This is a genomic window from Shewanella sp. 1180_01 (assembly GCF_052850535.1).
This window is the reverse complement of the sequence record NZ_VXCT01000001.1, coordinates 414,457-439,762: the sequence shown is the minus strand read 5'-3', so window position 1 is coordinate 439,762 and position 25,306 is coordinate 414,457. Positions and strand designations below refer to the sequence as shown.

General features: G+C 45.3%; 21 protein-coding genes. 7 read left to right on the top strand and 14 right to left on the bottom strand.

Features of this window, described 5'->3' with window-relative positions; translation table 11 throughout:
- Window positions 1-88 precede the first annotated feature (88 nt).
- Both FW758_RS02025 and FW758_RS02020 read right to left on the bottom strand, forming a co-directional pair.
- The gene (locus FW758_RS02025; protein ID WP_012588062.1) at window positions 89-1,075 is read right to left on the bottom strand and encodes a TerC family protein; all 987 of its coding nucleotides are present in this window, start codon (window positions 1,073-1,075) and stop codon (window positions 89-91) included.
- 297 nt (window positions 1,076-1,372) lie between these two features.
- Entirely contained in the window at window positions 1,373-1,957 is a 585-nt protein-coding gene (locus tag FW758_RS02020) for a hypothetical protein (protein ID WP_446444500.1), read from the bottom strand.
- A 545-nt stretch (window positions 1,958-2,502) separates the two neighbouring features.
- Here FW758_RS02020 and FW758_RS02015 point away from each other — a divergent pair.
- Entirely contained in the window at window positions 2,503-4,122 is a 1,620-nt protein-coding gene (locus FW758_RS02015; RefSeq protein ID WP_446444499.1) for a peptide MFS transporter, read from the top strand.
- Window positions 4,123-4,150: 28 nt separating this feature from the next.
- On the opposite strand, the gene FW758_RS02010 is transcribed toward FW758_RS02015, so the two are convergent.
- From FW758_RS02010 to FW758_RS01985, 6 genes are all read right to left on the bottom strand, one after another.
- Entirely contained in the window at window positions 4,151-4,390 is a 240-nt protein-coding gene (locus FW758_RS02010; protein ID WP_259483168.1) for a DUF3624 domain-containing protein, read from the bottom strand.
- Window positions 4,391-4,495: 105 nt separating this feature from the next.
- Window positions 4,496-5,695: a 2-alkyl-3-oxoalkanoate reductase gene (oleD, locus tag FW758_RS02005; RefSeq protein ID WP_446444498.1), complete on the bottom strand. Its 1,200-nt coding sequence runs from the start codon at window positions 5,693-5,695 to the stop codon at window positions 4,496-4,498.
- A 149-nt stretch (window positions 5,696-5,844) separates the two neighbouring features.
- Window positions 5,845-7,719, bottom strand: a complete 1,875-nt coding sequence (gene oleC, locus FW758_RS02000; RefSeq protein WP_446444497.1) for an olefin beta-lactone synthetase — start codon at window positions 7,717-7,719, stop codon at window positions 5,845-5,847.
- Entirely contained in the window at window positions 7,719-8,627 is a 909-nt protein-coding gene (locus FW758_RS01995; RefSeq protein WP_259529671.1) for an alpha/beta fold hydrolase, read from the bottom strand. Before FW758_RS01995 ends, oleC begins: the two co-directional genes overlap by 1 nt.
- 144 nt (window positions 8,628-8,771) lie before the next feature.
- Window positions 8,772-9,821 carry a 3-oxoacyl-ACP synthase III gene (locus FW758_RS01990; protein ID WP_011846420.1) on the bottom strand — a complete coding sequence of 350 codons (1,050 nt, stop codon included), beginning with the start codon at window positions 9,819-9,821 and terminating at the stop codon, window positions 8,772-8,774.
- Window positions 9,822-10,074: 253 nt separating this feature from the next.
- Window positions 10,075-11,502: a methyltransferase gene (locus FW758_RS01985; RefSeq protein WP_446444496.1), complete on the bottom strand. Its 1,428-nt coding sequence runs from the start codon at window positions 11,500-11,502 to the stop codon at window positions 10,075-10,077.
- Between the two features lie 164 nt (window positions 11,503-11,666).
- Between FW758_RS01985 and FW758_RS01980 the strand changes: the two genes are divergently transcribed.
- A complete protein-coding gene (locus FW758_RS01980; RefSeq protein WP_006085323.1) occupies window positions 11,667-11,900 on the top strand; it encodes a DUF1289 domain-containing protein in 234 nt (77 codons plus the stop codon).
- Window positions 11,901-11,956: 56 nt separating this feature from the next.
- On the opposite strand, the gene FW758_RS01975 is transcribed toward FW758_RS01980, so the two are convergent.
- The 3 genes from FW758_RS01975 to FW758_RS01965 all read right to left on the bottom strand — a co-directional run bounded on the left by FW758_RS01975 (window position 11,957) and on the right by FW758_RS01965 (window position 15,439).
- A complete protein-coding gene (locus tag FW758_RS01975; protein WP_006081075.1) occupies window positions 11,957-12,319 on the bottom strand; it encodes a YajD family HNH nuclease in 363 nt (120 codons plus the stop codon).
- A 164-nt stretch (window positions 12,320-12,483) separates the two neighbouring features.
- Window positions 12,484-14,460, bottom strand: coding sequence for a BCCT family transporter (locus FW758_RS01970; RefSeq protein WP_006081074.1), 1,977 nt, complete (start codon window positions 14,458-14,460; stop codon window positions 12,484-12,486).
- A 397-nt stretch (window positions 14,461-14,857) separates the two neighbouring features.
- The gene (locus FW758_RS01965; protein ID WP_006081073.1) at window positions 14,858-15,439 is read right to left on the bottom strand and encodes a DUF502 domain-containing protein; all 582 of its coding nucleotides are present in this window, start codon (window positions 15,437-15,439) and stop codon (window positions 14,858-14,860) included.
- Between the two features lie 187 nt (window positions 15,440-15,626).
- Between FW758_RS01965 and FW758_RS01960 the strand changes: the two genes are divergently transcribed.
- The 5 genes from FW758_RS01960 to FW758_RS01940 all read left to right on the top strand — a co-directional run bounded on the left by FW758_RS01960 (window position 15,627) and on the right by FW758_RS01940 (window position 21,670).
- A complete protein-coding gene (locus tag FW758_RS01960; RefSeq protein WP_006085321.1) occupies window positions 15,627-16,022 on the top strand; it encodes a VOC family protein in 396 nt (131 codons plus the stop codon).
- A gap of 762 nt (window positions 16,023-16,784) precedes the next feature.
- A complete protein-coding gene (locus tag FW758_RS01955) occupies window positions 16,785-18,113 on the top strand; it encodes an AAA family ATPase (RefSeq protein ID WP_446444495.1) in 1,329 nt (442 codons plus the stop codon).
- A 7-nt stretch (window positions 18,114-18,120) separates the two neighbouring features.
- Window positions 18,121-19,011 (top strand): DUF4435 domain-containing protein, encoded by an 891-nt coding sequence (locus tag FW758_RS01950; protein ID WP_446444494.1) that lies wholly within the window; start codon window positions 18,121-18,123, stop codon window positions 19,009-19,011.
- A gap of 262 nt (window positions 19,012-19,273) precedes the next feature.
- Entirely contained in the window at window positions 19,274-20,251 is a 978-nt protein-coding gene (locus FW758_RS01945) for a transposase (protein WP_446444493.1), read from the top strand.
- Window positions 20,252-20,491: 240 nt separating this feature from the next.
- Window positions 20,492-21,670, top strand: coding sequence for a hypothetical protein (locus tag FW758_RS01940; RefSeq protein ID WP_259577340.1), 1,179 nt, complete (start codon window positions 20,492-20,494; stop codon window positions 21,668-21,670).
- A gap of 296 nt (window positions 21,671-21,966) precedes the next feature.
- Here the strand turns inward: FW758_RS01940 and phoU are convergent, their stop codons facing one another.
- From phoU to pstA, 3 genes are all read right to left on the bottom strand, one after another.
- Window positions 21,967-22,677 (bottom strand): phosphate signaling complex protein PhoU, encoded by a 711-nt coding sequence (gene phoU / locus FW758_RS01935; RefSeq protein WP_006081068.1) that lies wholly within the window; start codon window positions 22,675-22,677, stop codon window positions 21,967-21,969.
- Window positions 22,678-22,758: 81 nt separating this feature from the next.
- A complete protein-coding gene (gene pstB, locus FW758_RS01930; protein ID WP_106650092.1) occupies window positions 22,759-23,577 on the bottom strand; it encodes a phosphate ABC transporter ATP-binding protein PstB in 819 nt (272 codons plus the stop codon).
- A gap of 33 nt (window positions 23,578-23,610) precedes the next feature.
- Window positions 23,611-25,269, bottom strand: coding sequence for a phosphate ABC transporter permease PstA (gene pstA, locus FW758_RS01925; RefSeq protein ID WP_006081066.1), 1,659 nt, complete (start codon window positions 25,267-25,269; stop codon window positions 23,611-23,613).
- Window positions 25,270-25,306: the final 37 nt, after the last annotated feature.

Below are 25,306 nucleotides of genomic sequence, written 5' to 3'. Positions count from 1 at the left end.
TAAAAAAGGCCATTTAGCATGGGCTAAACGGCCAAGAGATTCGTTATTGGACTCGCCACGAGTCGCGCAAACTATTTCCCCTATTTCCCTATTTATCGATTTCTTGGCCGCGCGTTTTCCACAGCGAGAACAAGACCCCTGCGACTAACAGGCCGAACGTCACCCCAAGAGACAGTGCGGTTGGAATAGTAAAATCCACTATTCCCTCGTGATTGAAATACACTAAGCCCACTTTCACCCCGATAAATACTAATACCACCGACAACGCGTATTTAAGGTACTCGAAACGGTGCACCATGGCCGCCAAGGCAAAATACAAGGCACGTAGCCCCAAAATCGCGAAGATATTCGAGGTATAAACGATAAAAGGATCTTGGGTAATCGCAAAAATGGCTGGAATACTGTCGACAGCAAACACTAAATCTGCGGTTTCCACTAAGATCAATGCTAAAAATAACGGCGTCGCCCACCATCCTTTTGATAACTGATGATCTTCACCCCGTACCCAGAACTTCTCCTTATGCAGTGTCGGCGTAAAACGCATCTTAGTGCGTAACCATTTGTAAAATTTATTATCTTGGATATCACTGTGCTCGTCATTGGAGAAGAGCATTTTCACGCCAGTGAAAATCAAGAAGAGTCCAAATAACACCAGTACGCCTTGATACTGAGCAACGAGCACTGCGCCAAGGCCAATCATAATTGCGCGTAGCACTATTACACCCAAAATACCCCAGAAGAGCACTCTGTGTTGGTATAAACGCGGAATCCCTAAGCTACTGAAGATTAAGGCGATAACAAATACGTTATCCATAGACAGTGATTTTTCAATCAGATAACCCGTCAGGTATTCCATACCCGCCGTTGAGCCCTTGTACCACCACAGCCAAGCCCCAAACAGTAAGCCCATACAGATATAAAAGGCTGAAAGTTTTAAACTTTCGGCCACGGTAATTTCATGCTGCTCCTTGTGTAATACGCCAAGATCGAAGGCCAATAACGCCAGCACAAAACCGAAAAACATCAACCAAACCCAAAGCGGGTAACCCACAAATAGGGTGGTAAAAAACTCCATAAGTCTCCTTAATAACCAACATAACGGCTGAGCGAAATCAGCATAACTGAGTCTGAAAACCCATAGGAATCCTAGGTATCAAAACAGTGACTATTCAGATAAATCATTCTTAACATCAAAAGCTAATTGATTAAAATTGAGCTTATATCCACCGCCATTGGCATCTAATACCTATATCATTCAACACTGCTATGCAACCGATACGCAAGTCTCCGACGCAGAGCTAAACAATCCCTTTACCTTGCTTTCGGGCCTAATGTAACGTCCTAACGCTAACGAACGGTTGTTTTACTATTTCTAGTCGAATCGCTGCCAAACTTCGACTTCTTTTAACTCACCGTTTTCAACTCTTTGAGTATGTAACTCTTGACCCTTAATGGCATAACTAAACACAAACTCCGCACCTTTAGTGGCACCAAAAGAGTTCAGCTCTGGCCGCTCTGTATACTCAGTCGCCGTTGCCTGATAAGTCCCAGAGCCCGCCGCCCAGAACTGGCTGACACCTTCCACATTCTTCATGGTGGTAAAACTAAAGTGCCGCGCTGATATCACTTTAATTGCACTCAAATTGAGACTCTGATAATCCACCCATTCGTGCTTTTCATTCAAATAACGACCTGAGACTAGTTGCCAACTTCCCACTAACGCAAGAACTTGCGCGGGAACTTGCGCTGCTAATCCAGTGGCCGTATCGACTCTCGCTTCAGTGCTCACTGTTTCAGTGATCATCACTACTGAACTGGCAGTATCAGCATAAGCATTTTGTATCTCAATAAAGCCACTCGCATTGGTGAGCACGGCTAACAAGGTAAAAGCCTTCACATTCTGGCGAACCGCACTCATTACACTAATGGCACTAATGGCACTAATAGAAAATCCCATGAAAATATCCCTTTATACAAAGTACAAAGCCGCTTGCGCTAAGTTCTCATGTTGTGGAAGTATCTTCAACAGCACAGAATCGATATCAAGCACGCGCTTAAAACAAGGGATAAACAAGAGCTAAACAAAATCTTTAGCAATACCTTAAGCGGCTCGCTAAACGACGCCTTGAACATCAAATCGGCACAAAATCAAAGCCCTAAAGCCATCTTTAAAAACTAACTCAGTCGAATTCTGGCCACTATTTAGCACTCATTGATTAACTGAAAATGAATTAATTTAGCCACTCAGTCTGACTCAGAAGCAGGTTAACCACAGTTTCAAAGAACGGCAAAATGGTGAATTAAGCAAAATATTCATCAGTTTCAAGCCCCTTGGCTGTTCCATAGCATCCGAGTGTGATTAACTGCAGCTACTGCGGCGTCTTTTAGCAATCAACAAGGCTGCAATAACCACTAATAATGAAAAATAATTAATAAAATTCATTACGATAAAATGAATAAATCGAAGCTTGGTGCATGAAGCGCCAGCAATGGGAGTCTTAAGTGTCAACAGAACAACATCCTCCGCACGCTATGCAAGGCCCACAGGGTTCGCCCCCACCCGAAATGCTCTTTGGGCATCCTAAGGGCTTGTTTGTCTGCTTTTTTACCGAAATGTGGGAACGCTTTTCCTTCTACGGCATGAAGGCGTTACTGTTTCTTTACCTGATTAAATATCATCTATTTACCGATGAATTTGGTTACAACGTCATTGGTGCTTACGGTGCCTTAGTGTACGCCATGCCCGTGGTCGGTGGTTTATTAGCCGACCGCTATATCGGCATGCGTAAAGCGGTGATCTTCGGTGGTATTTTGTTGGTCCTCGGCCACTTAGGCATGGCCTTTGAAGGCCATCAAGCGGTCATCGTCGCTGGTGAAGTTCAGCGCGATGAACAAGCACTGCAGGTGTTCTATTTGTCCCTCGCCTTGATCATTGTCGGAGTGGGCTTTTTAAAACCTAACATTTCCACCATAGTCGGTCAGCTGTATCCCGAGTCATCTCCAAAGCGGGATTCAGGCTTTACCATTTTCTACGCTGGCATCAATTTAGGCGCCACCTTAGCACCGTTGATTTGTGCTTATTTAGGCGAAACCTATGGCTGGAAGTACGGCTTTGGTTTGGCCGGTTTAGGCATGTTAGCGGGGTTGTTGGTGTTTATTCGGGGTAAGAAACATTTGCAGGGCTTCGCCGAACCCAGAGATCCCGCAAGAATTTTAAAGAAAACCGCCGGCATCACCACAGAGCAATGGATTTATTTAAGCGCCATCGGCAGCGTACTGCTGGTCTGGGGCTTAGTTCAAACCCACTCCCTTGTGCTTTCTATTAGCAGTTTATTACCCGCTGTGAGTCCAGTTATTTGGTTTTTGCACTCAGTTTCACTGGGGCTCGCCCTCGGCATTGGCTGGTTTATGGTGAAACACTGCAACCCGATTGAACGTCAACAGATGTCGGCCTTACTGCTGTTCATCGTTGCGGGTTTGATCTTTTTTGGCTTATATGAGCAAACCTACGGCTCTTGGGTGGCATTTTCGGACCGTGTGATGGACCGTAACATGCTCGGCCTCGAATGGAGTGCGGGACAGTTAACCTTCCTCGGCGCCTTCTTTGTGATCAGTTTATCGCCCATCTTCGCTTGGCTCTGGCCTGCCCTCGCCCGTAAACATTGCGATCCGAGTAAGCCGGTTAAAACCGCACTCGGCATTTTGTTCGCAGGTTTATCCTTTATGGTGCTAGTGCTCGGGATCCAAATGCCGCTAAGCAGTGGCTTAGTGAGTATTTGGTTTTTAGTCGCGGCTTATTTTGTATTAGAAATCGGCGAGTTATTGCTGTCGCCCATTGGCTTATCAGCCGTAACTCAGCTGTCGGTAAAACGCGTGGTCAGCCTGATGATGGGCGCTTGGTTCCTCGGCACTTCATACTCTGAAATCTTAGCCGCCGAATTAAACAAACTCGCCGCGATTGATACCCAAGGCGGCGTGATAAGTGACGTACCGAGTGCGATGGCGCTATACGAGCAACTGTTTATCTTCTCGGCGCAAATTGGTGTGGTAATGGCGTTAGTCTTCTTTGCCCTTGCGCCATTAATGAAAAAAATGATGCACGAGAACACAGCAACAAATTAAGTCAAAGAAAAAAGAAAGGAAACTTGGCTTACTCTCGGCCTCTAAGGCGACGGTAAGCCAAGACAATAAGATGTAAAGCCAATAACCCCGTAAAAGCGGTGCAGAAAAACAGTAAGGCAATCGAGTTTACATCCCTAGGCGCATCATAATAAAGCCACCACCACAGCGGCCAACCGATAGCCGACAAAGCCGTAAGCTGCCACATACAGCGTTTGCAGCGACCAATCTTTTGCCTGAAAATCTCCGTTTTACAATCACCGCAACTCATAAGTCCCCAGCTAAACTATGCCCACAATAAGAGTGCCAATAAGAGTGCAAATAAGAGCAGGCATATTGAATTTCAAGCACACTCCTAAACTCACGCCTAATAACACTAGAGTGACGCTTTAAGTCTTGCCATCCCTTCATTGATAGAGACAAGTGCACGATAGCCTAAATCTCGCTTGGCAGCGCTGATATCAAAATAATGGCTGCAGGATAACTGCCGTGCCACGAAGCGCGTCATCATAGGCTCTTCTTGCTTCTTTAGCAGAAAATACACAGTTTCCAACACGGCGCCTGCCACATAGGCCACAGATTGTGGCACGCGCTTAGTGACTGGCGGCAAAGCATCGCAGGCCAAAATAAGATTAAGCATTTTTGCCATAGTAATGGGTTCATCGTTACTCAAAAAATAGGCTTTTCCCTGGCACTTAGGCTTTGCTTGACACAGTTCTAGCGCGGCCAGCACATGGGCATAGGCGGCGTTGTCTATGTAGATGGTATCGACCAGCTTATCTTCACGGCCAACCAGTTTAAGCTTATCTAAACGGCCGCGCGCCAGTACTCGAGGTACAAGATGGGGATCGCCAGGACCCCAGATCAAATGCGGCCTGAGCGCGACAGTTTTTAACGCGTAGGGTGCAGTCACTTGAGATGTGTTCGGGATAGCGACTTGAGTAGTGGCTAGATTATTGTCTGAAATAGTGGCTGTCGTGGCTTGAGTGGCTTGAGTTGCAGCGGCACTTTCAACCGATACGTCACCCACTTGATTGGCATCAAGCATCATCTTTTCGGCGATGGCTTTGGAATGGGCATAATAATTAAGGAAGGATGTGGCATAGGGAGTGGATTCATCTATACCGGATTCATCCTGCCCCGCAAAGGTTACACTCGGGGTACTGGTGTAGACTAACTTATTTATTTTTAATGTCTTACAAGCAGCAATCACATTTGCGGCGCCCTTCACATTCGGGCAAAAATAACTGTCCCTATCGCCCCAAACGCCAGCTTTAGACGCCACATGGAACACGATATCGCAGCCTTGCATCGACTGTTGCAACTGGTCTTTATTGACTAAATCCCCTTGCAACATGACTACGCCCAGCGCTTCAAGTTCGGGATAATGCCCACGGGCAAAACCTGTGACCTTAATGCCCGCGGCTAACAATCTCAAACAAATCGCTTTACCTAAAAATCCCCCCGCTCCCGTCACAAAGGCGTGTTGCACCTTAAGGGCGAGCTGCGCGAGTGCAGTTTGTTCAGCCGCATCAAATTGCGCAAGCGTCGTGCTCTTGATTGGGTTTATCGTCATTTAGGTATCCATTTCAGCACATTTACATGAACTTAAAGTCGGTGTAAGAAGTTTAAAATAAGCACAAGGGCTTAAAAATAAGCGAGTTTGTTCAAATGAACACAGAATATAACGTAAAAAATGCAGGAAAAAAGCCGCGGAGTTTTAAATCAACCTTTCGTTTGTGATTGTGCCCAAACAGCTAATTTTTCTCTAAAAATCTTGGCATTATGCCGCACATCCACAGGGAAATCAGGATGGATAAGAAAACGTCTTATGCCCTGCGTCTGGGCAAATTGCTCAGCGATGGTAATCAAATCTTGATACAGCTGTTGGCTCTTATTGCACACCAATGATTGGTCGAGTTCGATACAGATCAAGGGCTCTATCTCGTTCGCCACTTTCACTCCAACTAAGGCAGAGCGCTTCACATTTGGATGGGTATTAAAAATTCGCTCGCAGGGAATAGAATAATAACGCTTTACCAACTGGCCTTTACGGGTGGCATCGACTCTGTGGGCCTTGCGACCGCACATCCACAGTCGGCCTTGATCATCGAGATACCCGAGATCGCCCATGCGATGTCTAAAACTATTGGTGGCGGAGTCCCACATCTTGGCCGCCGCAGTCGCGCTATTACCTTGGTTTTCGTTTTGGCTATCGTGCTGACTATTATTTAGATAATAGGACTGACTCACCATAGGCCCTTGCACCACGATTTCGCCGATTTCACCCTTATTCAGCACTAAGGCCTCATCCCACTCGGGGATAACGGCTTCGCTGATGCCGATGATGCGAATCGTCACGCCATCGATAGCGCCGCCGACACAAATGCCGCCGCCGTTATCTGTGATATCTGTGGTGGCAAATAACGCATCGCTGGCAATCATGCTGATCGGTAAAGATTCGGTCGCACCGTAGGAATTTAAAATCGGCACGCCTTGGCTCAGCATCTTGCTAAATCGGGCGATGGAAGCAATGGTGGCTGGCGCGCCCGCGGAAATGACCCGCTGCACACTGGGCAGTTTATGCTGTTTTTGTTCACCTGCACGGCCTAAACGTTCAAGCAAGGCGGGATTAACAAAGATGTTGCTGCATTGATATTTTTCAATCGCGGCAAACAGGAATTCGGGATTGGCGGTAATGGGCTTGCTGGCATCCATTTCTGGAACGATAGAGGCCATACCCAGCGCGGGGCCAAATAGTGAAAACAGCGGAAACGTCGCTAAATCGCGCTCGCCATGGCAAATGCCATAATCGTTTTTTAACGCTTTAATTTGCGCCTCAAACATCCCATGGCTATACACTACGCCCTTAGGCGTGCCGGTACTGCCACTGGTGAATAAAATCGCCGCCATCTCATCAGATTTGAGCATCACCATGGGATATTCAGCATGTTGGGCTTGGGTGTGCTGAGCAGAGGCGTTTCGTGAAGAGCTGTTTTGCAGCAGAGTCGATAAACTGATGGCACCAGTAGCGATGCGGATTAATCGTGCCGCTAAGCCAGTTTTACCGCCATCAACATTGAGCAATGACGTAATGCTGCCCTTACCCCAACCAAATAAACGTCTGGCGATATGGGCTTTAGGAATACCGATAAAAGCATCAGGCGCGGCTTCGGCAAAACATTGCTTAAGATTGTTAATACCCATGCCGGGATCAACTAGGATAGGAATAATCCCCGCTTTAAACAGCGCAAAGGTGAGTGCAAAAAAATCCAGACTCGGCGTGACCATAAGCACAGCTTTCATGCCACGCTCAATGCCATGGGCGTTAAGCGCAAAGGCTATCGCATCGCTTTGTCTGTCTAGATTGAGAAAGTCCAACTCGCTGTAACGCAAATTCGCCACAGAAGCGCCCTGAGCGCTTTGTACAGCGACTGCAAGATGGTGGGGAATGGCATGGGCGGCTTGCTTGAGATGACGACAAATATTGGCGTCACTGGCCATTGCTGACGCAGAAGTGCCAGTTAAAAGTGACGTTTCCAACGGCGTCACTACAGCAGCCAACAAAGGAGTCACTTCAGTCTCAAGCAAGGTCGACATTAACCTGCGGCCTGTTCGGACGGCGCCGCTGCTTGGTCGTCGGCCATAAAGCCCTTGATATGAGCAATCACTTCATCGCTGGCATCTTCCAGAATGTAGTGACCACAATCGGCAAATTCATGCACGGTCGCATGGGGCATGTGCTGACGCCATTTTGCTAAAAAGTGCTTATCGAATACAAAGTCCTTCAGGCCCCAGCAAATCAAAGTCGGCACTTTGGCAAACTGCGGTAAACTCGCAGCGATATCAGAGACTAACTGATAGTTTCTATCGCCTTCACGCAACGGAATATCCTGCACAAAACGCAGCGTCGAAATGCGATTGGCCCAAGAGTTAAACGGCGCGACATACGCCTCACGAATGTATTTGGACATAGGCTGGCGCTTCACGCCCACATATGAGGCGATAGACGAAAAGGCATTAAAACCACGCACCAGCACTGTGCCTAGCAGGGTATTACGACAGATCCACAGCGGCCAAGGGAAAGGTTTAGTCTCAGGCAGATGGAAAGCACCCGTATTCAAAATCACTAGGCGTTTGATACGCTCAGGATAACGCGCCGCATAACCCATACCTATCATGCCGCCCCAATCGTGTACGACTAAGGTAATGTTTTCTTTCACATTCAGGCTATCGAGCAGGGCTTCGAGATCGTCGATGCGGTTCTTAAGGGTATAGTCATAGCCGCTATCGTCTGGCTTATCCGACAGACCACAGCCGATATGATCTGGCACTATGCATTGATGCGTGTCTTTTAAGGCGCTCACGAGATTGCGGTAGTAAAACGACCAGCTAGGATTACCGTGAACCATCACCACAGGTTCGCCTTGGCCCTCGTTGATATAATGCAGCTTGTTGCCATTACGGCTAAGAAAATGACGTTTAAAAGGCAACAGAGTGTCTAACATGACGCTTCCTATCTTGATTCTTTATGAGAGCGAATAACGGGTTATGTACAGCTGGCTTAGCTTATCGACTGAATCATGGACTTACTGGGTTGGCTAGAATGTATTCTAGCCATCAAGCAAAGGCGTGAAAAGGTGCACTGCACCCTACCACTTAATGCCTAACATCATGCAATTCAATCCACTGCCTATGCCTAAAAAGCTCACTTGATCGCCCGCTTGTAAAAAGCCTTGATCGTGCGCCATGGCGGCGGTCACAGGTAACGACACTGTGCCCATATTGCCCAGCAGCTGATACGTAGGAAATTCTTTCTCGGGGGGAATATTTAACGCGCTAAGCACTTGCTTACGGTTTGAGGCGCCCACTTGATGGCAAATCACTTTGTCCACTTGCTCAACCAGCCAATTACGCTGCTCAAGGAAATGCTCCCAAGTATGCTTAGCTAGCTCAACGCCTTCTTTGAGAAGCGTCACCGCATCGGTACGCATAAACTCGCGATACAGATTGTGCCCCACTTCCTGCAGACCCCATTGACACAACTGGTGGTGCTCAGGCGCCGATAAGTGCGATGCACCCAGCAATTGATGCTGACGCACATTTGTCAGCGGCAAACTGCCGTCGGTAAGGATAACCGCCACTGCGCCAGAGCCACCGGTTAAGGTCGCCAGCGACTGGGCAAAATTCTGCATAGTGGGATCGGCCAGCATGTTATCGATAGTGACATCGACAATATCCCGCGCCGATTCACAGGACACCACCATACCCGCCTTGATTTGACCCAACTCAATACGGTTAGCGATATCTAAAATGCCCGATAACACCCCAAGACAAGCGTTGCTGATATCGTAAATGGCGGTGTCTTTTGACACGCCCAATTCGGCAGCAACGCGACACGCAGTCGCGGGTTCATGTTGATCGCGGCACACGCCGGTATAGACAACAGCACCTAAATCGGCGACATCAATCCCAGTTTCAACCATGGCTTTACGGGCAGCTTTAATCGCACCGTCGGACAATTGATGTCCTTTTGGCCACCAGCGGCGTTCAGTAATCCCAGTCAATGCGGCAAGCTGTCCCATAGGAATACGGAACTTTTGATACAAAGGAGCAAGACGAGACTCTAGCTCACTACTGGAAACCACAACAGGCGCCAGTTCATAGGCCAGGCTATTAATAAATACGCGGGAATATTTCATGAAACTGTTTTATTCGCTCACTAGAATGACTGACCAACAGGTCAGCTTTCAGTTGTTATTCGTCATTAATGCGACATTTGAACAAGAAAAGCCCGATGATTCAATAAAAAACCATCTTCAGTGTAAGACTTGTCTCACAGCGCAGGTTCCAAACACGACGGCCCTGAATTCACTATCACTAAACTTAAATGCGCTAATATAGAAATACTTCATAAAAAACATCACAGTACAGCATATTTTCAGACACTCAAAATTATACTGACATTTTTTGCGCTAAAATCAGCGAATTTCTTGGTGTGACGCTGTTTGCACAAAATTCACCCACGCAAACACCATATCCTTGTTCCTGCAAAAAACAAGCGCGATCTAAGATTAACCATTGCTCGAGTACAGTGCGGAATAAATGCGCCACTAAATCGATGCGGCGAGTTAATTGTTGTCTTTGTCGCCCTATCTCAAGCCAAGCCTCAAAATCCCTATTTTTGGCTAAATTAACGGCCTTAGTCTCGGCCGCCCACAGGCAAAAATCAGTAAAACTGCCGCTCAACTGACTCTGTTTTAACGAGGGTAAAGGTAAATATTCGTCGATTTGTCGACATTCACGTTGCAGTGCATCAAAACCTAAGCGCCACGCGATTTCTTGATGGCGCAGCGCCTGCTGTTTGGGATTGGCGATCACGCTCTGCTGCAGCGGTAACTGTAAATCATGGCGACTGAGTTTTAGGCTGCTCTGCTGAGCAAGATTGGATAACGGCTGATAATGGCTCGCGTGAATTAAATGATAACAACAGGGGGAAATCGCCAGCGCCTGCGTGCCCGCCTCGGCCGCCAGTGTTAACAGCCGAACATGCAAATCACCGCAGGCATGCAAAGCAACCGCTTGCTGCCTTGCGGTTAAGGGATTAGTTGTTAACGGATTGGCATTTGAGGCGCGTTGAGCTGGTGCTTCAACTGTAGTAATGGATGTGGTTATAGATGTCGTTGTAGATGTGTTTGTCGCAGCATGTTCTGCACCAATAGCAAAGGCATCGGCACAAATAAAGGTTTGCGATAACTGCCACTTATCGGCAAAGGCCTGTCCTGCTTCACATAATGGCGCTTGCCATTCTAAGCTCACCACTTCGGCGCCGCGGGCTTTAGCAATCAAGCGGCCCAAATGCCCTTTACCCGCACACCATTCCAGCACAGGTAAATTAAGCTGGGGTAAATGCTGCACAAAGGCGGTAATTTGCTGCCATTTACGGCCTTTGATGTGCGCACTGAAATGCGCTTCATCGTCAAAGGACAAGCCGCCTTGCTGCGCTGCGGTGCTATCCATAAGCGACGGTTCAGCCACGTCAGCCTTATCAGTAACTGTCTTATCATTAAAAACCGTACGTTCGGCAATGGATGCGGTGAGCAATGACAAGTCCCAATCTTGGCCTAATGCCCTAAGATCTTGGCTTAATGCCGGTGACAACGCTTTAACCAGCAAAGATTGCTCGGCATCGAGTCCATCAAGCTCATCATCACCTAGCGTCCACACAGCGGCGGCCAACTGCGGAAAATCCTGTGCCCAAGGTAAAGCGTTCACTTCAAATGCACGCACTTGCCACAGGGCAGCACTCTTTTCAAGCAACTGATTAATTTTGCTAAATTTCTGTGAGTAAGTGAGTTGTTGCTGCAGGTTATCTTGGTTCACGTCATGCCCAGTGTAAAAAATACTTGTCTCACCTTAGGCCAAGGGAATGCGCCCTAAAGATGACTTTATGCGAAAAAATGTTAGTATCGCGGCCTTTAAACACTCAACCATATCGTTAACTGAGAAGACTCGGTTAACTAACCATAAGGCTCCAGAGGACACCTATGCTTTCACCTTGCGTCGCACGCTGCGGTTTAAATGACGAAGACTACTGCATGGGCTGCTTTCGACATATCGATGAAATCGTCAGTTGGCGCACGAGTAGCGAAGCGCAACAGGCGGCCATTTGTCAGCAACTCCCCGCCCGCAAAGCCTTATTTGAAGGCAGTGAAAACCAGCATATTTTAAGCCGTGATAAATGGTTAGCCGCCGAGGCGCGTTTAACCGACAAAGACTAAACGCCGTCCGCTAACGCTACCCTCTACGCAATCTTATCCAGCTAAAGCCAGCAAGACTATTTTTTCAGCATTGATTTCAAGTCGGCAAAGGGATTGTAGGTCGCCGCCGCTTGTTTCGTTTCTGTGGTGCTGCCGTAACGGATGAGTTCTTCGAAACGAGAATGTTCGTTATCGTGGCAGTACAGGCACAATAACTCCCAGTTTGAACCGTCTGACGGGTTGTTATCGTGGTTATGATCGCGATGATGCACTGTCAGTTCACTTAAGTTTTTCGGGGTAAACTCACGGGTACAGCGGCCACATACCCAAGGATAAAGTTTTAACGCCTGCTCACGGTAACCGCCCTCACGCTTAGCTTTGTACTCCCGCGCATCGGCTAATACTTTGTCTAACTTACTCTGGCCTGGCACTGACGACATAGTGTAATCCCTAAAACAAACCCTAAAAAATTGCCCCAAGGATAATCCGAGTTATCACTTGGGGCAATATCTCCCGCACTTTGCGGGTTAATGGTGCGCGATTTGTAGACGCAAATAGCTAAACCGACTTACGTTACTGGCTTACCTTGCTTAACTTACATTACTTAGCTTATGTGGGCATGATCGGCATTCGACAGATGCAAATAGTGTAAGTATTTTTCATACTGAGTCACCACATCCGCGAGGATTTGCTCTTCGGTATACCCCATCACATCGTAATGCTGACCACCTTGTTCTAAATACACTTCGGCGCGGTAATACAAGGTATTGCCCTGCTCGATTTCAGTCCCTATCGGGTTAGTGATGTCAAAACAACGCGTTCGTACTCCGTAAACAAAGGGCAAGTTCACCTCGTTGCTGATCACCAAACGTACGCGGCCATCTAAGTATTCGAGATCGGCCACTATGCCTTTGGCCATAAAGTGTTGACACACCTTAGACAAAGCAGGCGTAGCAACATTATTCAAGAACACTTGCGCTTCTTCATGGGTAGGATGCGAGACGAGAACGCCAATGCGCTCTTCCCAGCTCATGTTGGTTTTGGCGTACTGCACACTGGTATTGTGCAATTGCACGCTGTTGATCTTAAGCCAGTCATTCTTCAGGGCTTTAAATAATCCCAGACACATGAATAACATCACCACGAGGAACGGCATGGCGCTGGCGATAGCCGCCGTTTGCAGCGCCTGTAAACCACCGGCTAACAACAATACCGAGGCCACAACCCCTTGCAACAGTGCCCAGAAAATCCTCTGCCATACAGGCGCATTGTTATCGCCGCCCGAGGTTAGATTATCAATCACTAAGGATCCCGAATCCGACGAGGTCACAAAGAAGGTCACGACTAAACAAATCGCAATCCCTGAGAGTAAGGTCGGGAACGGCATGTGCTCGAAAAACACAAACAAGGCCACTGACACATCGGTATTCACCGCTTCAGCAAGGTAAGTCGCGCCTTGATTCATAATCGAATCAATCGCCGAGTTACCAAACACTGTCATCCACAGGAAGGTCAGCGCCGATGGCACAAATAACACACCAATCAAAAACTCACGGATGGTACGACCGCGGCTCACACGCGCTATAAAGGTACCGACAAAAGGTGACCAAGAAATCCACCAGCCCCAATAGAGCAAGGTCCAGCCGCCAAGCCAATCTTCCTTATGTTGATAGGCGTACAAGTTAAAGGTTTTGCCAACCAAATCACTTAAGTAACTGCCAGTGTTTTGCACAAAGGCCTGCAACAGCATGACTGTAGGGCCCAAGATCAAGACAATAAGCAATAAGATAATCGCGAGGCCAAGATTGAGTTCACTTAAGCGTTTGACGCCTTTGTCGAGGCCAGAAAACACCGACAGCGTCGCGAGCAAGGTAATGCCGATGATCAGGCACACTTGCACTACAGCATTATTAGGTAAACCTTCAAATAGATAACTCAGACCCGAGTTAACTTGCAACACCCCAAAGCCCAGTGATGTCGCCACCCCAAACATAGTGCCGAGCACGGCAAAGGTATCGACAATATGGCCAATAGGACCATAAATACGTTCACCAATTAAGGGATAAAGAGCACTTCGTGGCAGTAGCGGTAACTTATGACGATAGGAAAAGTAGGCCAGACTCAATGCCACTACGGCATAAATCGCCCAAGCATGCAGTCCCCAATGGAAGAAAGTAATCTTCATCGCCTCTTTTGCGGCGGCGAGACTCTCAGGCGTAGCATCTGGCGGCGCCAGATAGTGCATTACAGGTTCGGCAACCCCAAAGAACATCAGGCCAATACCCATACCTGCCGAAAACAACATGGCAATCCAGCTTTTATAGCTGTAATCCGGCACAGAATGATCTGGCCCGAGTTTGATATCGCCAAAGCGGCTGACCATGACAAAGATGATAAAAATCAGGAAAAACGCCACGCTCAGAATGTAAAGCCAACCGGCTTTCACTTCTATCCATGACTGTATTGATCTAAAAACGGTGTTAGCCTCTGTGGGCCATACTGCACAAATCATCACCATCAAGATGATGAAAAAGACCGACGAATAAAATACCGGCGGATTAATACTCGACTTGATCGACATTGACTCTCCCTATTTCTAGCGGGTTCACTCTCCAAATATCTCAGCGCACCAACGGAGAGATAGAACAAAACTTATACTCAAAATATGTTTAATGCTGCGGGGCTCATCTATGACCAGTATGGGCTCAATCCCACAGATCAATGCAACGACTCGCTATGGCTAAACGTGACAGGATCTGAAAAACGGGATTAACAACACACGACTTTGACAGCCGATGATTGATGGATAAATAGCGTTAACACCACTAAGGCAGTCAAAGCATGCCTTTAGCATAAAACAAATTTATAATTAGAATATTCAGCACAAAAAATGGCGACCATATTGGTCGCCAAAAAATTATACCACAAAAATCATCAAATTTAATTTTAAACGCTAAATCGCTTGAACCAACATCCGATTACTTAGTCGGTGTTTGCGAAATGCCAGCGGTTAAATTAAAGCGCATCGCCTCTTCAAACGACCAGTCGACCATGATTAGATCGTCCCGTTTGATCAAGCTAGTCACGCCCGCCATTTGGTAACTCAATTGGAACAACACAGGCACCCAATCGCCCTCAGGCAACGCATCTAACAATGGCTGCGGCGGCGTATCTGTCATGATAAATCCCACCACAAAACTGCCATTAGCCTGCTTCACTAAAACTGTCTTTTGGCTGGTCGGCTTGCCATCTCGATTCATCAAAGAGGCAATATCACGGATACTGCCATAAACCGATTTAAACAGTGGGAAACGCATCAACTGGCGCTCAAGCCAACCATAAAGCCACACTATCGGGCTGACTGAAAACAACAGGCCCACCGCAAAAACTAATGCCACCACCAGCATAAAACCGGCGCCGACAAAGTGTTGGTTAATCCCTACCAACTCTAAAATCACAATTCCTAAACCATCTAACGATACAAACAGCGACCAAAACAGCCACAAACTCAAGGCCATAGGTAATAGATTCATTAAGCCGCGGGCTAAGGTTTTCTTCATCACACTCTCATTCGGTCATAGGGATATAGTAGGCACAAAATATTTACGCAAAAAAACGCCACAAATGCTACCACAGAGTCACTTTTGCACCAGCACATGATGTAAGGTATCTGACTCTTATTCGTCTCAAGCATAGAGATAGCGTTCAAAATCAGAGCCCACTCTGAGCCATTCTAAGGAAAGTAAAATGCGCGTAACCCGCTTAGATCATTTGGTCTTAACCGTAAAAGACATCGCCGTCAGCGTCGAATTTTATCAAACCGTGCTCGGGATGAAGAAAGTGGTATTTGGCAATCAGCGTATTGCGTTAAGTTTTGGCGACCAAAAGATCAATCTACATCAAGCGGGCGCCGAATTTGAACCTAAAGCTGCAGCAGCCACGCCCGGCAGTGCCGATCTGTGTTTTGTAGTCAGCCATAACATAGAAGAAGTGATCGCGCATTTAAACGCACTTCAGATTGAAATCATTGAAGGCCCAGTGCTACGAACCGGCGCCACAGGCAGGATAAACTCAGTCTATATCCGCGACCCCGATTGTAACCTGCTTGAGTTATCAGAATATTTGCCCGCCTGCACAGGGTGAGCGAATTTGGGTAAAGGTAAGCGAAGTTAGGAAAGAGTAATCGGTCAGTTCTGCGAGCACGCTGCAGCCAGAACTGCAGCGGCCGTTATACTGGTTCACTATCGTTTGCGATAAGACTCTCGACAGTTAGATGGCATTCATTGTCATGATATCCCCAGTGACACGCCGTGTTTTCATTTAATAAGAACGTTCTTAAAAGCAAAATAAATAAGTCGTCAGTTGTGCAGCATGAATTGTCATTGCTTCCCCAGTGACTCGCCGCCCTTTCATTTAAAAAGTTTCCCTATAGGCTCGACGGCGACATCTGCTGTACAGGATGTACGAATGTTGCGATCACATGGATGTAAATGAGCAACCATGTCGCCAACGGTACAGTTGCAACAATACCAATATTACTGACCCTCTCGCTTTTCATTCAGCTAAAAAGCTAATGCCCCACAGCAAGATAACTTTATCGTCAGTTGTGCAGCATGAATTGTCACTGTTTCCCCAGTGACTCGCCATAAACTCGTCCCTGAGGGCTCGACGGCTGCATCCATGCCGCCAACGGTCACTGTTGCAACAATGCCAATCTTAACTAACCCTATCGCTGTTCGTTTAGCTAAAAAGCTATTACCCCAAAATCAGTTTCAGGAGACAAGCTACACAGATTAAGTAACAAGCCAATAGCAAGTCATACACTCATTGCCGAAAATTAGTGACATGAATCTAATACTCTATATAATCAGTAGTTTATATCTTTACTGAGTATGAGGCTTAGCAGTGAAACTATTACACTTTAGAGCACAGGGTGTTCACGGATATTTAGATTTTGATGTCGATTTCAGGCCTGATGTAAATTTTTTTGCTGGACTAAATGGTTCAGGAAAAACAACGGTATTGAATATGATAATGGCTTTGCTTACCCCGTCAGTAGATAAATTATTTGAAATTAGCTTTTCTAATGCAGTCTTGGTCGTGCAGAAAGCTAGAGAAATTATCTATATTGATTGTAAGAAGGAAAATGACGATATAAAGCTTACTGTTCGCGATCAATATACTACTTTAGGACAGGATAATATCTCTCATGAGGAGTACTTTTTTTCTGGAAGAAGAAGATCTGCAGTGGCACGAGATGTAAATAGTCCTGCTATCAGCGTAATTAGGCAGCTTGCTTCCCCGATGTTCCTTAGTCTTGATAGGCGTTTTGTAAAATCTTCTAGAGATGAAGACTTTCAAATATATTTGGATGAAAATACACATCGCACAATAAATAGAAGCGGACTCAAAGATAATAGCCTAGATGAAATCGTAGATATTGTTGCTGAGGTTAGTGCCGTAGCTAAAGCCCGTCAAAGCTCAGCTGATAATAAGTTAAGAAACGAAATTATTCTAGACTCTCTTTCCTTTGTAGAGATGACGGGAGAAGCAAACTTCCCTGATAATAAGACATTAAGTCAATTACGTCGCAAGCAAAAAGCTATCAAAAAGACCTTTGATAACTTAGAAGTACCTAGTGATCAATTTGAAATCAAATACAATGCATTTTTTGACAAGTTGGAAGCTCTAGTCAAGCGTTTTGAACTGCTAGATTCAAATAATGCACATCGACGTGAATTTGAACTAGATGATATAACGAACAAAATCATGTCAGATTGGTTTGTGAATCAACATCAATTACATCGAATAGATAGGCTGTTTTCTAAAGTTGAATCTTATCAGACTGAGAAAAATAAAATTTATGCTCGTCTATCTCGTTTTGAAATGCTAGTAAATAAATTTCTAAATGAAACGGGTAAGAAAGTTCAAATTAATAGTAAAGGACGATTGATTGTTAACTTCCCTGGTGAAGAAAGAGACTTGTCAGTTCTATCATCTGGAGAAAGACAAATTATAATCATGTTAGCGCATTTGGTATTAAATAAGAGTCTTCGTAGAGATGGAGTATTTATTGTTGACGAGCCAGAATTATCTCTGCATATCTCATGGCAAGATATGTTTGTGGAAGCTATTCAAGAGGCAAGTCCCAATTTACAGATAATTTTAGCCACACACTCTCCTTCAATTATTGGTGGGAGAAATTTTATGTATGTTCCTTTAAGTAAGGTCTGATAATAATATGTATGGAATACCAATCAGATCAGACTCTGCAAATCAAAGTGTTGGACTTTTTTATCGTACACTTCAAGAGATAGAAATATATGTTGAAGATGTTGATGCTGAAGCTATATACACAGAGCTGTTAACTCGTACAACTAGTTTCACAGTGAAAATAAGAAAAGTTATTTCTCTGTGTGGTCGTGAAAAAGTCGTCCAACGATGTCGGGAATATAATGAAGAGTTCCCAGCTATTTTTATTATTGATGGTGATCTAGATTTACTACACTATGAGCGTGAAGGGCCATATGAGAGATTATTTCAACATAGACACTATTGCTTAGAGAATTACCTGATTTGTAAGAACGCCAGTGCTGAGTTATTGCGAGATCATTCTGGTAAGCTTTCGATGCAACAAGCAATAGATATGCTGGAATGGGACAAGTTTCTAGCAACTATTACGCCGACATTACTTGAATTATTCAAGGTATATGCTGTGTCATGGAAAGCACTGGAAGAAGAACGAGTAGCTACGGTTGCGAGACGTTACCATAACATGTGTAACAAAAAGAAAAACCCGGCGCATTGGGAGTTGTGTTCGATTAAGGTGCAGCAAGTTATTGATGAAATAAATAGTCAAGTACTTAAATTAATTACAGTTGAACAATATGGAGAAATCTACAACTCGATTACAGAAAACATTAATAGGTTAGAGTCCCCACTATCAGCTATATCTGGTAAAGACTATCTTTTAAAGTCTTTGCGTGAGTACTTAGCATCAAAAGGGGCAAATTATAGTTGTGATAATGGTTTTAAGTTTAAATTAGCAAGGTATTGTAACACTGAACCATTAGCTGAATTAGGTGATGCAATAATTCATACAATCAAAAATGGACCTTACCTACAAACTTAGTAATAGAAAACCAGTCTTCGACTGGTTTTTCCAATTCCTTTAGCTCTAAGCATTCATAGAGGAATTAACTAGGGAATTAACTGGACACCCAGCCTTAATAGCTCAGTAGTTAACCTCGACTATGCTTTGGTTAAGCATTGAACAAGGAGATTTGTATGCCGCGCCCTCGCAGTGGTAAACGGTTAACTGGACACCCAGCCTTAATGGCGCAGTTGTTAACCTCCGACTATGCTTGGGTTAAGCATTAAACAAGGAGGTTTGTATGCCGCGCCCTCGCAGAACTCAGATAAGTGTTGAAGACACTCCATATTACCATTGCTGTAGCCGCGTTGTTCGGCGTGCGTTTTTGTGTGGCGATGATGCCTATTCTGGAAAAAACTATGACCATCGCCGTGGTTGGGTTGAGTCACTACTGTTTGAACTTGAAGCCGTTTTTGCCATTGATGTGGCAGCCTTTGCGGTAATGTCGAATCATCTACATGTGGTGCTGCGGGTCGATATCGACAGTGCAAATTGTTGGACTGACTGCGAAGTACTTGAGCAATGGCATAAGCTGTTTAAAGGCGATGAGTTAACGCAAAAATTTGCGCAAGGAGAGCTTGTTGAGGCGCATGAGGTCAACAGATTAAGGCATTCAATCGCCATTTATCGCAGTCGATTATGCGATATTTCATGGTTTATGCGCTGCCTTAATGAAACGATAGCAAGACAAGCAAATCAAGAAGATAACTGTACTGGTCGTTTTTGGGAAGGACGCTTTAAATCCCAAGCCTTACTTGATGAAGCTGCCGTTTTAGCCTGCATGTCTTACGTTGATTTAAATCCCATCAGAGCGCAACTGGCTGATACGCTAGAACAATCCGACCATACCAGTATTCAGCTGCGCATTCGGGCCGCATTAAAAGGTGAACAACCTAAAAATTTACTACCTTTTATCGGTAATGAGCGCGTGAACCAGCCCAATGGCATTGCGTTTTCCTTAACGGATTATCTCGAATTAGTGGATGATACAGGCCGAATCATCCGCAATGATAAACGTGGGACAATAAGTGCAAATAGCGCTAAGTTACTGACAATATTAAATATCCCCCATGAGAATTGGCTCAAGCTGTCCACTGAATTTGGCAAGCTATTTCATGGTCCGGTGGGTACGCTGCAAGAACTCACTGATTACTGTGAACATCTAGAAAAGCGACGACGGCACTTTGCGGCAAGCTGTCAGCACTTTCACAGCAACTAACTGTAATACTGCTTAACCAAACCAATCACTGCCCATTTGTTTTATTGGGTGGGTTAGCATGTCTTAAATACACCATTTTTTAATGAATTAGCTCATTTTTATGCCTCAGCTTCAGCTCTTCAACTTTTGATGACTCTCATTTAAGCAATTTTAGCTCGAACAAGTTGTAGACAAACCAAAAGTGCATTATGTTGTTGATCTAAAATGGATGGCCAGATTTTTTATGGAAGGTAAGATGCCATGGCGTTAAGCATTGAAATTATATTGACTTATAATGCTTTTAAAGAAGCATATGAATTGTGGGATATGGCAGGATTTACTGATGCTTTAAAAGAGTTCGAAGGGCTTCAATATGTCAGCTATAACCACACACCACACAGTATAAAAATTGAAAACCTAAATAGAAGCCTGAAAAAATCAAAAGAATATTATTCATTCCATGTTGAAAGCCCTGCAAGGGCCAAAAATGAATTAGTTTATATCAGTTACTTAAATCCATCTGGCAGTAATACCGGAAAGTTAGATATTCATAAATTCGACAATCTTATCAAAAATAGAGAATCATGGTTAAAAAACATATATTCCCATGAAACATTCATTCAATGTCGAGTTTATAACACTGAATACAGCCGCATCCAGAATATGAGTGACATTCAATCGTATGAGCTTTACGGCTTAAAACATGACCATTTGCCCAAAGTTAACAATGGTATGCCATACCCTCTAAATCTGGATGAAATTGATACTTCTTGCAATCCTGGTTATTGGACTTTTCGAAATGGTTATTTGGAATCAGTAGGTTCTGAAATGTGGCTTGGTAAACACTTTTTCAATAGGGTAAATTTAAGTGTTGATGATTTAAAAAAAGTGAATTGGCTCGAGTTAAAAGAATTGGATAATGGAGTTATTTACATTAAATCATATGAATATCCATTCGATAGTAGCGAAGGCGAGCAAAAGGATATTCAGGAAAAATTAAGACACTTGCTCTATTCAAATACAAACCTATCTGATAATGAGTCGAAAAATGACTCAGATGTTGGCTGTAGAATACTTATAGAAAGAAAAGATCGAAAAATTACGTTCTCCGAATGGATTGAAGCTATTTATAAAGTACAAGAGGTCAAGTTTGATGGTAACCCTGAAATTTTCAAAAACCCAGAGACAGGTGATATAATTACTATAAGAGGAAACCCAAGTATAGTTGCTGTTAACTTCAGCAATACACAGTCTAAAGAAGAATGGAGAACTTGTATTTATTTTAAGGATGGCAGCGTGATGTTCGATGCTATTAATTATATTGAAGATATTGAAGATATTGAAGATATTGATAATCGACTTAAGTTAGCTATCTCAAATATTGCTAAAGAACTAGATGCAAATATCGTAGGTTATGGTGGTGAGGTCTACGATTGGTAATCTCGTTTATGCCTCATAATTGGGCATTATATCATCCATAAAACTTACAAGCTTTGTAAATACCAACATGGTTAACCAGAATATTCACGAGATGACCGCATACCCAATAAACTGAAAATTTGAGCACCAAGGATGAAACAGAGTATAACTCGCCTCACCTATCAGCCATAACGAACACCCATAAACAACACTCTTTATTGACTTTTCAAGGCTCTCTTCCATTTAAACACCTAAACAAAAAACGCCCTGCGGATTAGGCAGAGCGTTTGTGGATAAACCCGTGTGATAAAAGGCGTTTAGCCTTTCATGTCCTTTTCCATATCTTCGTAGGAAGTATGGCGAACGTCTTTACCTTTCACATAGTAGATAATGTATTCACAGATATTTTTACAACGGTCGCCAACACGCTCAACCGCACGTGCTGCCCACAGTACGTCTAAGACGTCTGGGATAGAACGCGGATCTTCCATCATATAGGTCATTAACTGGCGGATAATCCCTTCGTATTCACGGTCAAGCTTGGCATCTTCTTTGTGCAGCTCTAAGGCTGTATCGGCATCCATACGGGCCAAAGCATCTAAGGTCGCGTGCAACATACGGGTCGCGTGACGGCCCATATTTTCAATGCTAACCAGTAAAGGTTGTTGATTATTCAAACGCTTATCTAACGCTGCTTTAGCGATACGCACGCAGGCATCACCAATACGCTCAAGATCGGCGATGGTTTTTGAGATGGCGATAATCAGCCGTAAATCGCTGGCCGCAGGTTGACGCTTGGCGATAATACGGGTGCACTCTTCGTCGATAGACACTTCCATGCCATTAACCTTGTGATCGCCCTCGATAACACGCTGCGCGAGTTCAGCATCCAGCGCGCTGAGTGCGTCAATGGCTTGCTCTAGCTGACGTTCAACCAAGCCACCCATAGCGAGTACGCGGTTACGGATATCATCCAGCTCAGCGGTAAACTGTCCTGAGATGTGCTTACTTAAATTCATGTTTTCCATTTAGCCAACCTTTTACTTAACTGTTTACCAAGCATGCTCAAAGCCTGCGGTTGCGGCTTTATCCGATAGCGACCGAGCTAATTAACCGTAACGTCCTGTGATGTAATCTTCGGTCTTACGTTTTTTCGGCGTGGTGAAAATCGTATTGGTATCAGCGTATTCGACCAATTCACCCATATACATAAAGGCCGTTTGATCCGATACCCGCGCCGCCTGTTGCATGTTGTGAGTCACGATAACCACAGTGTATTTAGTCTTAAGCTCGGTGATGAGCTCTTCAATCGTCAATGTCGAAATAGGATCGAGTGCCGATGTGGGTTCATCGAGTAATAACACTTCTGGCTCGATGGCAATGGCACGGGCAATCACCAGACGTTGTTGCTGACCGCCAGATAAACCAAAGGCGTTATCGTGCAATCTGTCTTTCACTTCGTCCCAAATTGCCGCGCCGCGCAGTGAACGCTCGGCCGCTTCGTCGAGTTCACGACGGTTATTCAGCCCTTGCAATCTCAAACCATAAACGACGTTTTCATAAATCGACTTAGGAAACGGATTCGGGCGCTGGAACACCATGCCCACGTTACGGCGCAGGGCCGCGACGTCGATTTTCTTGTCGTAAATATTCTGGCCATGCAGCAAAATTTCACCGTCGATATGGCAGTTATCCACCAAGTCGTTCATGCGGTTAATACAACGCAGCAGCGTCGATTTACCACAACCACTGGGGCCGATAAAGGCGGTCACTTGCTTCTTGGGGATCTTCATCGATACATTAAACAGCGCTTGTTTACTGCCATAGCGCAAGTCTAAGTTACGGATCTCCAACGCGGTGTCGGTCTGGCTTAAGTTCGCTAAATCAAAGTTGTTGGTTTTCATTGCTGTCGAATCTATAGAAATCATATTCAGTCCTAATACTTTCAGGATAATCGCTGATTAGTGCTCAAGCGAACGATATTTTTCACGCAAGTGGTTACGTACGCCAATGGCCGTCAAGTTGAGTGCCACAATCACAGACACCAGCAAGAAGGAAGTTGCATACACCAGAGGACGTGCCGCTTCAACGTTAGGACTCTGGAAGCCCACATCATAAATATGGAACCCTAAGTGCATGAACTTACGTTCTAAATGCACAAACGGGAAGTTAAAGTCCAGTGGTAATGTTGGGGCTAATTTCACTACACCTACCAACATCAGTGGTGCCACTTCACCGGCGGCGCGGGCGACCGCTAAAATCAAACCCGTCATGATAGCTGGGCTCGCCATTGGGATCACAATGCGCCACAGTGTCTCAGCTTTCGTTGCGCCCAGTGCCAAACTACCTTGACGCACCGCACTTGGGATACGGCTCAAACCTTCTTCGGTCGAAACGATAACCACAGGCAGAGTCAAAATCGCTAAGGTCAATGCCGACCAAATCACCCCTGGCGAACCAAAGGTCGGTGATGGTAATGCTTCAGCGTAAAACAGTTGGTCGATAGAGCCGCCCATCATGTAGACGAAGAAACCTAAACCAAACACGCCATACACGATTGATGGCACACCCGCTAAGTTGATTACCGCAATACGGATCATCTTAGTGATTGGGCCTTTCTTAGCGTATTCATGTAGATAAACCGCCGCGACCACACCAAATGGCGTCACGATAACGGCCATCAACATCACCATAAACACAGTACCGAAAATCGCTGGGAAAACGCCGCCTTCGGTGTTAGCTTCACGCGGGTCGTCACTCACAAAACGGCCGATACCGACGAACCATTTACCAATTTTGCCGATTAGGCTTAAGTGGTTCACATAGGTCACATCCAGCACTGTATCTAGCTTAAGCTCGACTTCTTCACCGCGCATATCACGCACGATTACTGAATCTCGCGCCGCGTCATCACGCAGGGCAAATAACTCTTTTTCAAGCACTAAGTAATCTTTTTGCAGTTGCGCTCGCTTGGCCACTAAGTCAGCTTTATTGCTGTCGGTCAGTTCGCCATCAAGCTCGTATCGACGCTCCTGTAAACGCAGTTTTTCAATGGCGTAGTTAATCGAGCCAATGTCTTGCTTCTGCAAATCGACCGCTTTGTCCGATAAGGCTACTGCGCGGTCGATATGCTCCATTAAGGAGGATTCAATCGCATCGTTAACTAAATCCAGACGCTTGCCATTTTCAATCACGGCGATTGGATAACCGTAGAAGTTACCGTTTTTAGCCCGCTCAATCATGGCGACATCGCTTGGCGTAGAACGGCTCAGAATGTCAGTGCCTAATATCCAGCGGAAATCTAGCCCTACAAATTCGCGGTTACCGGTTTTCACTAAGTAACGGGTGACGAACTCGCCAGGATGTTCCTTAAACACATGGCCCGCAGCAATCAAACGCTCAGTCGGTACTTCTTCCCTATCGTAAACTTCACCAATTAAGGTCGAACGTACGCCCGTGTTATCTTCGAGTTCCCACTGGTAAACCGTTGCTGGCCAAAAGTAACTTAAGCCACGCCAAGCGATTAACAGTAATAAGCCTAAGACGGCAATCAAACTGATGCTCACCGCACCGCCCGTCATCCATATCCATGGCGAGCCTGATTTTACCCACTTACCCATTGCACAAACCTCTCAAGGTCACTGGCGAAATAGTATT